The organism is Xenorhabdus santafensis (genome assembly GCF_033949405.1).
In the GTDB taxonomy this organism is placed as follows: Bacteria; Pseudomonadota; Gammaproteobacteria; order Enterobacterales; family Enterobacteriaceae; genus Xenorhabdus; species Xenorhabdus santafensis.
Window position 1 is genome coordinate 1 of the sequence record NZ_VCDN01000098.1, and the last position, 10,324, is coordinate 10,324.

A 10,324-nucleotide genomic window follows, 5' to 3' on the forward strand; every position below is an offset into this window, starting at 1 on the left:
CCGCCACGCTAAAATGCTGGACACTGATAAAGCATGGGATGTATTCGAAAAACTGGAAGACTTTTACTTCAACCAAAAAGAAGCTGAGCCAGTAGTGATTAAAACCACAACCCATGATCGCACCCCTCTTCGTGGTCTGGTCAATACCATCATGGGCAAATATGGACTCAATAGTAAAAAGCTATTCCAAATGGTGTACCATGAGTTCGGAGTCAACCATATAGACGAACTGACTCATGAGCAACTGCCATCAGCTATAGAATATCTGGCAACCAAGGTTATTGAAGGTGAGTTCCTGGGTCGGGAAGAATTGCCAGCAACAAATTCAAATGACTTATCTTTCCCTATGTCGTTTTTCGATGAATATGATTATCTTTTTAGGATGCAGAGATTAAATAAGGCGGGTGTATTAAGTAATTTTACAAGCTATCCATGCCAGTTACTAAATAACCAGAGCGAGTATCCTAACCCTATTGGCAGACTACTTAACAAATTAACTAACATGGGAATAGATGTTGAAGCGGCACAGTTTCAATTAAGTGCACTGAGACACCATCTTGAAATGCATCGTAGGAAAGTTTTAGAAGTGAAAAGTTCGCTTCAATATATCTAACCCCAAGCCACGGATGGCTGAGCTTCGATGATTTTGCAATCAATCAGTGCTAAAGTTGAAATAGATAACCATTAACTCAGGATGGGCTGTATATGGAAAAAGTTAACGATACCCAAAAAATAACGAATCAGGTTGATAAGTTAAAGCAGGAACCTGTCAATGCAAGCGACGCTATCCAAGTTCGTTCTGAAGCGTTTAGAAAAGCCTTACTGCGTACCCAGGCTAAATATGCCGATATTATTAAAGCGCTGGAAGATAAATAATGGATATTCAGTTTCTTTCAACGGAAGAAGTTATTGAGATCCAGAAATCAACGCTTCCTAATAGTGGCAAGCCTGATATCAATAAGCTTGAAGGGGCTTTGTATCGAGTTCAAACTCTGAGAGATTATGAAGGGTGTGAAGATATTTTCAAATTTGCAGCTATGTACCTGATAGCAATAGCTAAATCACATGCTTTCAATGATGCAAATAAGAGAACAGCTTTTCAGGCAACCAGTATCTTCCTGATACTTAATGGTTTTGAACTCAATGCGTCATTTGAATTAGTTAAATTAACAATATTGGCAGCCATCGGAGAGGCGGATTGTGACAATACAGCCTTCGCACTAAAGGTTTTGTCTAATTATCGAAATGATCTTGTGGAAGACACTGTAACAGTTTACTAAGCACAGGTTATTTTTAACTTAATTTTTCTCATAAGGCCGCATTTGCGGCTTTTTTTACACTCAATAACCTCACTTCGGTGAGGTTTTCTTTTTTATAGGCACTCATATGGCTATTGAAGAATTTAAATGGCGAACTCAAATTCAAGATTCGCCCAGTGGTGAATTTAAACACCGAATTAGAGTGGTTGAGTTTGGTGATGGCTATAAGCAGGTTTCAGGTGATGGTATTAATCCGGAAACCCAGACATGGCCTTACTCTTACATGGGGCTGAAAGAAGAAGTCATGCCCATTTTTCAGTTTATTCGAAGGCACGCCTTGAAATCATTTATATGGACGCCGCCATTTGGTGAAAAAGGACTTTATCGCGTCAAGGCAGATTCAATAACCATGACCCCGATGGCCGGTGGCGTCATGAAAATATCAGCAACATTTGAACAGGCATTCAGCGCATGAGCATAACGTCAGATGTACAAAACTGGAAGTAGGAAATAAAGTCTTATTATTTGCTGTCGATGGTTCGGCATTTGGTGGGCCAGATCTGTACTTTCATAATCACTCTATCCCTTACACAGAAAAGGAACTGGGAGACGTAGATAACTTACCCGCTAAATCCATCTGGTGGCAAGGTGTCGAATATAAATCATGGCCTGTCAGGATTGAGGGTTTGGAAGTCAATAGTGATGGTGGAACTGTCTCACCTCTGCTGAGTGTGGCTAACCTTGATGGCATTATTAGCGCAATGTGTCTGGCGTATCAGAATCTGGTTCAGGCGCGTGTCACTATTCATATGACTTTTTCACATTATCTGGATGCCCGTAATTTTCCCGAAGGAAATCCAGAAGCTGATCCGACGCAAGAGAAAGTCGATGTTTTCTACATTGACAGTAAGACACATGAAGACAATACCGAGGTGCATTTTGCTCTGTCTTCGCCTGCTGACTTACAGGGTATTAAAATTCCAACGCGTCAAATTCATAGCCTGTGTACATGGTGCATGCGAGGCTTGTATCGTAAGTCGCCCTGTAACTACACGGGAACAAAGTATTTTGATGAAGACGGCAACCCTGTCGATGATCCTTCAAAGGATGCGTGCTCAGGCTTACTACACGCCTGTGAGTTGCGTTTCGGAAAAGGCAATCAACTTCCATTTGGTGGGTTTCCGGGGTCTGCACTACTAAGGCGATGATATGGAAATATTACGTAAAAATATTGTCAGTGCCATTACCGATCACGCACAGGCCGAATATCCCAATGAGTGTTGTGGTCTGGTGATACAAAACAGCCGCAAACAGCAATACGTTCCCTGTCGCAACACCGCCCCTTCACCGACCGAACAATTCAGCCTTCACCCCGAAGATTATGCCAACGCTGAAGATACTGGGACGATTGTTGCCATTGTCCACAGTCACCCTGACGCCACCACACAGCCCAGTCAGTTGGATATTGCCCAGTGTGATCTGTCACAACTCCCGTGGGTGATTGTGTCGTGGCCGGAAGGGGATATTCGCACCCTGATGCCCAGCGAGGGCATTAAACCTTTGCTCGGTCGCCCGTTTGTGCACGGCATCTGGGACTGTTATTCCATCGTGCGGGATTGGTATCGGTTGGAGCGTGAGATTGAACTGCCCAACTTTACGCGTTCAGACGGTTGGTGGAACCGGGGCGAAAATCTGTACCTGAATAACTTTGATAAAGCCGGGTTTATTGAATGCAGCGACGAGTTGCAGGTGGGGGATGTCATCATCATGCAGGTACAGGCCAATGAACCCAACCATGCCGGCGTCTATATCGGTGAGGGAGTGATGTTGCACCACATGTACGGACAGCTCAGCAACCGCGTGTCCTATAGCGGGTATTGGCAGGAGCGAACGAGATTAATCTTACGCTATCGACATCAACCTGCTTCGGCAGGTTTTTTATTGGAGTGAATCATGGAAACAGTGCGAATAATACGGTTATATGGGGTGCTTGGCGCGCTCTTCGGAAGAGAACATAAACTGGCGGTTTCCTCCCCGCAAGAAGCTATCCGGGCACTGTCTGTCTTAATTGACGGCTTTGAAAAGTTCCTGTTGAACGCGAAAGAACGTGGACTCACCTTTGCCGTGTTCAGCGGGAAACGCAATATCAGCCGGGATGAACTGGATTTTTCCGGTGAGGAAGACATCCGCATTGTGCCGGTGATTATCGGCAGCAAAAGGGCGGGCGTCTTTCAAACTATCCTCGGGGCTGTCATGGTGGTTGCCGGGGCATTTATGTGGGCAACGCCGTACGGGGTGCCATTGGTGATGTCCGGGGTGTCCATGATGTTGGGGGGCGTGGTGCAGATGTTGTCACCGATGCCGGGCGGATTGGCACGACGGGAAGATCCGGATAACAAACCGTCGTATGCGTTTGGTGGGCCGGTCAATTCCATCGCGCAAGGCAACCCCGTTCCGTTGGGCTACGGTAAGCGCCGTATCGGCGGGGCCATCATCTCGGCGGGTATCTATGCTGAAGATCAGCAATAAACCTTAATGTGTTCATCAGGTCGCTGCGGCGGCTTTTTTTGTGAGTGGAATATGGAAAAACAGCGTATTCAGGGCAGTAAGGGCGGTCAGGAAAACCCGCGCACACCGGTTGAATCACCAGATTCATTGCAATCAACGTCCTATGCCAAAATCTTGCTGGCCTTGGGGGAGGGCGAGTTTGCGGGCGGGCTGGATGGCACCAATATCTTTGTCGATAACACACCGCTGATCGGCCCCGATGGTCAGGCCAACTTTGAGGGGGTGAAATGGGAATTTCGCCCCGGTACGCCCCATCAGGATTATATCCCCGGAATGCCGGCGGTCGAGAACGATTTGACGGTCGGCACGGAGTTAGTCGAATCTTGGGTGAAATCGGTCACCAATACTCAGTTGTCCGCAGTACGTATTCGCCTGTCATGGCCGCAATTGCAAAAGCAGCAAGACAACGGGGATACGGTCGGGTATCGCATTGATTACACCATTGAAGTGGCAACAGATGGGGGGCTTATCAGGAACTGCCCACGCTGGCCGTGGATGGCAAGACCACGACCAAGTATGAGCGTTCACATCGTCTCGATCTGCCCAAGGCGCATTCAGGCTGGCAGGTTCGGGTGCGCCGCCTGACCCCCAAACAGAACACGAACCGGATTGCGGATGCGATGGTGATTGAGTCCATCACCGAAGTGATCGACGCCAAACTGAGCTACCCCGAAACCGCCTTGCTGTTCGTCCAGTTTGATGCCAAGCAGTTTAAGAACATCCCGCAGATATCTTGCGAACCCAAGATGCGTATTATTCGCGTGCCCGATAACTACAACCCGGAAAGCCGTACCTATGCGGGCGTCTGGGGCGGGGTGTTTAAGTGGGCATGGACTGATAATCCGGCGTGGGTACTGTATGACCTGATGATCAATGACCGGTTCAGCATCGGCACCCGCATCAAGGCGGAAAACCTGAGTCTGGCAAAATGGGATCTGTACCGTATCGCCCAGTATTGTGACCAGCTTGTGCCCGATGGCAAGGGCGGGCAAGAGCCGCGCTATACCTGCAATGTTTATATCCAGTCACAGGAGGATGCATGGACAGTGCTGCGGGATATCGCCGGCATTTTCCGGGGCATGACGTATTGGGCTAACAACAACATGAACGCGCTGGCGGATATGCCGCGTGACATGGACTATATCTATACCCGTGCCAATGTCCGCGACGGCAAGTTTACTTATTCCAGTTCCAGCGAGAAAACTCATTACTCCACTGCCATGGTGAGCTGGTCTGATCCGCAAAACGATTATCAGGACGCCGTTGAACCGGTTTTCGATAACCGGCTGATAAAACGTTTTCAGGTCAAGCAGGCTGATATCACGGCGATTGGCTGTACCCGCCAGAGCGAAGCCATCCGACGTGGTAAATGGGTGTTACTGACCAACGAATATGACCGAATGGTGACGTTCACCGTGGGGCTGGAAGGCAAAATTCCCCTGCCCGGTTACATTCTGGGTATCGCGGATGAAATGTTTTCAGGTCGGGTATTGGGCGGTCGCATTCGTGCCGTAGACGGGCGCAATATCACATTGGACAGGGCATCATTGGCGAAAGTCGGGGAGCGGTTAATTCTGAACTTGCCCTCCGGCAAGGCGCAGGGGCGAACGATTCAGGCGGTTAACGGGCAGGTGGTCACGGTCACCACCCTGTATTCAGAGACACCCATGGTTGAGGGTGTCTGGGCCATTGATGCATCCGATTTGGCGCTCCAGCAGTTCAGGGTCACCGGTATCAAGGAAGGGGAAGACGGGGCCTCGTTTGACATCACCGCTGTAGAACATAATCCCGATAAATACACCCACATCGATACCGGCACCCGCATTGATGAACGCCCCATTTCCGTCATTCCGCCCGGTATCCAGTCGCCGCCGAAGGGCGTCACAATTAGCAGTGACAGTCGTGTCCATCAGGGGATCGCGGTGACAACATTACAGGTGACATGGCAGGCGGTGGAAAATGCGATTGCCTATGAAGCCGAGTGGCGTCGGGATAATGGCAACTGGATATCGGCCCCCAGAACGTCTACCCAGAGTTTTGAAGTGCCCGGCATCTACGCCGGCCGCTATCAGGCGCGCGTCAGGGCCATCAATGCAGCGGAAATTTCCAGTATCTGGGCGAATGCCGTCGAAACTCACCTGAAGGGGAAAGAGGGCAACCCGCCGGCTCCCTTGGGCTTTAAAGCCACGCCGATACTCTTCGGTATCCAGTTGGACTGGGGTTTCGCCCCCAACACCAGTGACACCCTGAAAACCGAAATCCAGTACAGTCAGACTAATGACGGCGAAGGCCTGATGTTATTGGCGGACATTCCCTACCCCCAACGCACGCATACAATGCCGGGGTTGGCGGCCGGGGTGGCTTTCTACTTTCGTGCCCGGCTAGTGGACAAGTCCGGCAATCAGTCCCCGTGGACGGACTTTATCCGGGGCGAATCGTCAACGGATACGAACTGGATAGTAGAAGCGGCAGGTGATCAGTTTATGACGGCTCAGGCGGGTAAACGGATACAAACCGATATTGACTGGATTAACGAATCTACCCTGACGCTGAGCAACATGCAGCAGACATTATCGAAAGATATGATGGCGCGTGACGGGGAAAATAAGGCCCAAATCAGTGAATTGTGGGCGGTCAGGGTGACGGATAAAGAGGCGACTGCGCAAAAACTGACGGAGATAGGGACGCGTCTGGGCAATGCGGAGGCGGGTGTGATCACCAACGAACAGGCCATCTCCGATACGCAAAAGTCGCAGGCGGAAAAAATGGAGCAGGTTCAGGCGCAACTGGGTGACCAGAAAGCGATGATCAACACCAAGATGCAAGCGGAATTTAACCAGACCGGCAATGGGTATGCCATGCACAGTACCAATATCACCCTGAAATACAATGGGCAGAAGTACAACGCGGGCGGCATGGTTATCAGCGGGGAAGTGAAAAATGGCAAGTTGGAGTCGTACATCGGGTTCTCGGCTAACAACTTTGCCTTTTTTAATCCCGTGAGCGGCAAACCGGTGCCGTTTATGGTGGTGAAGAATGGTCAATTGTTTGTCAGCGAATCCTTCATTGACATGGCGTCGATTCAGAAGCTACTGGTCGGCATCGATATCAAGTCCACCAATTACATTCCTAACCAGCAGGGCTTTCGTATTGATGCCAAGACCGGGTTTCTGGAAATCAATGGCAGCGGGCAGGGATACCGCACTCAATACCGGGATACGGGCATGTATGTCTTTGACAGCAACGGGGTGGCAATTATGGAAGCAGGGGTATTCTTATGAGTGGGTTCGGGTTGAAAATTACCAATCAGGCAGACGGCACGAGTTTTGTCTTCAATGAGACAACGGCGCCGGCCAGTTTGGTGTGGACTGACTTCGTTTCAAAAGACACGCCGGGCATTCGCCGAAGCCCGACGGACTGGCGGTATTATGAATGGGAGTGTCAAATCAAAATCCCGGCAGGCTATCGGGCGTACGTCTATCCGGTGGAGTTTACCGGATTTAGCCAAGACCGTTCAGGCAACGGGTTCAGGTTGTTGGGGTTTTATGAGCGCGCCCAGTTTACCCAGAACGGGGAGACGGTCATCGTCGACAGGGTGAGTTTAGATAACTTCTTTGAAAAATGGCTTACGGAACTCATCAAAATTATCGCTTATCCCTCAACCGCAGGCGGCAAGGCGGGATTGAAGATATTGAATAACAGCAACTTCAATAACAGTGTGCCGCCTGCCGGATTCGGCTACGTTTCCCATAAAGCCCGGGTCTATATTGACGGTCGATTCAACCCGGCGTCCATTGACCCCCGGCTCACTTATGGCAACTGCCTGATGTTCTTTTATAACGAAGACCCGGAATGCATGCTGATTCACCGGGAGGGGTATTACACCAGCCACAACCGGCACAATGGCGATGGCAGGGCGGGATGGTATCGGGTGGTGGTTTTTTCCAACATCGGCATTAAAGAACGGCTGGAAGGCGGTGGTTACGGACTCAGGCTGCGGAACCGTGACGGGGTGGTGACCTTTAACTCCGGTGTCGGGGTATTGACCAAACCAGTGAGTCTGGATGTCAGCAACCGAAAGCTGGGCGACATCATTCCGACCCCGGGGATAAAGTATCCGATGCTCGTGCCTGCATGGATTGGGCATCATCTGTGGATGGAAGGCAGTACCGCCTACAGTCGGGACTTGTCGCTGACAGCTCACAAAGATGGAGGGTTAATTATTGGCTCAGGTAAAAGGTCATTCTGGAAAGCGAGCCAGTGGGGAACGCTCAATTACACCACCAAGCAATCCATTCTTATCTTAGACGCTGCCAGTTATTTCAATTTCTAACTTCTCAGGAACCCATTTATGTACTATTCACAAGGCACAATCAGTACGGTGTCCGGGTCAGCTATTGTCCGCGGCACAGGCACAAAGTTTAAAGCGAATATTAACGGCGTTGCCCCCGGGCAAATCATGTTAATCCAGTCCGGCAAGGATAACCTGTTACACATGATTCAGGCGGTGAACTCGGATACTGAACTGGTGTTAGCGGATAAGGTTAGCACCACCCTGAATAACGTCACCTATCAGATACAGATTACCGTGCCTGATTCCGTCTCAGACGGCGTTAGAAATATGGTGGCCAACAGTAGCTATATCGTCCAGTTCCTCCAGAACATGGACAAATGGATGTCACAGAACGGTGTGGTGGATGTGACGCTGCCGAGCGGACAGACGGTAGCGTTGCAGTCGATTAAGGCATTACAGGCGGCGATGGATGGAAAATTAGCCAAGAGCCAGAACGGGGCGGATATTCCAGATAAAAGGGCGTTTACCCAAAATATCGGCGCAGTATCGGTCAGCGGTGGGAATTATAATGGCTACTTCAGGTTTAAGCAGTTGGAAACGTTACCTAATGAGCGCAATGCGGTCATGTTGGTATCTACGAAAGCCGGGAGTCTAGAAAACACTCAGGTCGCTTTCACCAGTTATGGGTGGTATGACAATTACGTGCATACAGGAATTGTTCGTGGTGGCGGTACAACTACACTGGGGTATGCGATTGATATTAACGGCAGCCGCGCATTAACAATAGACCCGGGTACTATCGTATTGCATTCCAATAACGATTGGGGAGGGTTAAAAGTATACAGGCCATCTGGAACACATTGGAGAATAGAAAGTGCCCCTGATAATTCAGATGTATTATTAAACTTTATAGACAGAGATGTTAATAGCCAAAACAAGTCTGTTCAGACTCTACCAAAAGGAAGGGGCACGATTTTGTCATTAGGCGCTAACGCTACCGTAGACGGCGGTGGATTTTACAAAAAATCCTCCCCCATCATTCAAATCTACCCCGATGGCAACTATACCACCAACGACGAATCGGAAGGGGCTACAGTCACTAAACTCGGCATAGGCCATTATCAGATAGACGGTATCCTCGGCTATAACGCAGACGGTGCATGGGGTGTACACGGCGGCATCTCTTCCCCGGAGAACAACAACGGGCTTGAACTTATCTACATTGATGACCGGGTGGAAAAGGACGGCAGCATCACGATTGAGACGTTCCACTATCAGCACAGTCATTTACCTCAACGGTTTCAAAACAAACGGATAAAAGCCATCGTGGACGGTGAAAAGGTCTACTACGCGGATGGTGAACCCTGTGATATTCCCGAAGGGTGTCGCTTGGATGTCCGTGTGCAGATGCCAGAGGATTCGGTGTGGAATAGGAGGGAGAAGGCAATAGTTGATGATGAAGCGGTTGAGCAGGTAGAGTAAAATAATTAACCCGCAGAAAATTGCGGGTTTAATAATTTGTGCTAGCTCGGGCTTAAGCAACTAGACCCCTTTGGCGATCTCGATATCTGTGTTAAACAGGTGAATAATAAATTCTCCATGAAAATGCGTTATTTGATGGACCACCATCAAACATTTGACAACGAGCTTTAAATCCTTTGCTATCTAGCGCTTCATCAATGACTAATGATACATGGACTGCATTGCCTTTTCCGGGATCAGTCCATACATGCTCAGCTATACTGATATAGTATGAGGTGCTAGGTAACTCTATGGGGAAAGTAACTATAGCTAGCCCTGCTATCGGAGTTCCATGACCGAACAACTCTATAGCGCCATCTGACCATTTCACCCATGCGCCACTCGCATTGCTGCCGCGCTCAATCACAAACTTAGCATCACCCAACCCTATATTGTTTAAAAATACTGACTTATTAGGGATATCTGCCCCGTTTTGGTCTTTCGCTAAACGTGTGTTTGCATTGTCATTTGCGTTATCAGCGCTCTCGTTTGCATTACTGGCATTTTGATTGGCAGTATTCGCTAAATCATAGGCCTTTTTAACAGCTTTAGAGGTTGCGGCGGTTAACTCACTGTTACTGTCTGCTTCATTACTTAAAGTAACAAGTCCCGGTTCTGTCTGAGTTGCATAAGGATGATTACGGCTTGCAGCGTGTTCTTCAATCTTTTTATCGACAGTGTC

8 protein-coding genes and 3 pseudogenes are annotated in these 10,324 nt (G+C 49.1%); 10 read left to right on the top strand and 1 reads right to left on the bottom strand.

Annotated elements, in window-relative coordinates; translation table 11 throughout:
* The 10 genes and pseudogenes from FE392_RS17855 to FE392_RS17900 form a co-directional block, all read left to right on the top strand.
* Window positions 1-613, top strand: a pseudogene (locus tag FE392_RS17855) (hypothetical protein); the annotation flags it as partial.
* 92 nt (window positions 614-705) lie between these two features.
* Complete coding sequence (locus tag FE392_RS17860; RefSeq protein ID WP_319931515.1) at window positions 706-876, top strand: hypothetical protein; 171 nt, start codon at window positions 706-708, stop codon at window positions 874-876.
* Window positions 873-1,280, top strand: coding sequence for a type II toxin-antitoxin system death-on-curing family toxin (locus FE392_RS17865; protein WP_319931523.1), 408 nt, complete (start codon window positions 873-875; stop codon window positions 1,278-1,280). Before FE392_RS17860 ends, FE392_RS17865 begins: the two co-directional genes overlap by 4 nt.
* A 106-nt stretch (window positions 1,281-1,386) precedes the next feature.
* The gene (locus FE392_RS17870; protein ID WP_319931516.1) at window positions 1,387-1,734 is read left to right on the top strand and encodes a phage tail protein; all 348 of its coding nucleotides are present in this window, start codon (window positions 1,387-1,389) and stop codon (window positions 1,732-1,734) included.
* Window positions 1,731-2,467, top strand: a pseudogene (locus tag FE392_RS17875) (phage minor tail protein L). The gene FE392_RS17870 and the pseudogene FE392_RS17875 overlap by 4 nt, the downstream one beginning before the upstream one ends.
* Before the next feature lies 1 nt (window position 2,468).
* Window positions 2,469-3,209 (top strand): C40 family peptidase, encoded by a 741-nt coding sequence (locus FE392_RS17880; RefSeq protein ID WP_319931518.1) that lies wholly within the window; start codon window positions 2,469-2,471, stop codon window positions 3,207-3,209.
* 3 nt (window positions 3,210-3,212) lie between these two features.
* Window positions 3,213-3,788, top strand: coding sequence for a tail assembly protein (locus FE392_RS17885; RefSeq protein ID WP_319931519.1), 576 nt, complete (start codon window positions 3,213-3,215; stop codon window positions 3,786-3,788).
* 51 nt (window positions 3,789-3,839) lie between these two features.
* Window positions 3,840-7,108: pseudogene (locus FE392_RS17890) on the top strand (TipJ family phage tail tip protein).
* Window positions 7,105-8,160, top strand: coding sequence for a hypothetical protein (locus tag FE392_RS17895; RefSeq protein WP_319931520.1), 1,056 nt, complete (start codon window positions 7,105-7,107; stop codon window positions 8,158-8,160). Before FE392_RS17890 ends, FE392_RS17895 begins: the two are co-directional and overlap by 4 nt.
* Before the next feature lie 18 nt (window positions 8,161-8,178).
* Window positions 8,179-9,603 (top strand): phage tail fiber protein, encoded by a 1,425-nt coding sequence (locus FE392_RS17900; protein ID WP_319931521.1) that lies wholly within the window; start codon window positions 8,179-8,181, stop codon window positions 9,601-9,603.
* A gap of 91 nt (window positions 9,604-9,694) precedes the next feature.
* Here the strand turns inward: FE392_RS17900 and FE392_RS17905 are convergent.
* A partial coding sequence (locus FE392_RS17905; protein ID WP_319931522.1) for a tail fiber protein occupies window positions 9,695-10,324 on the bottom strand: 630 nt, incomplete at its 5' end.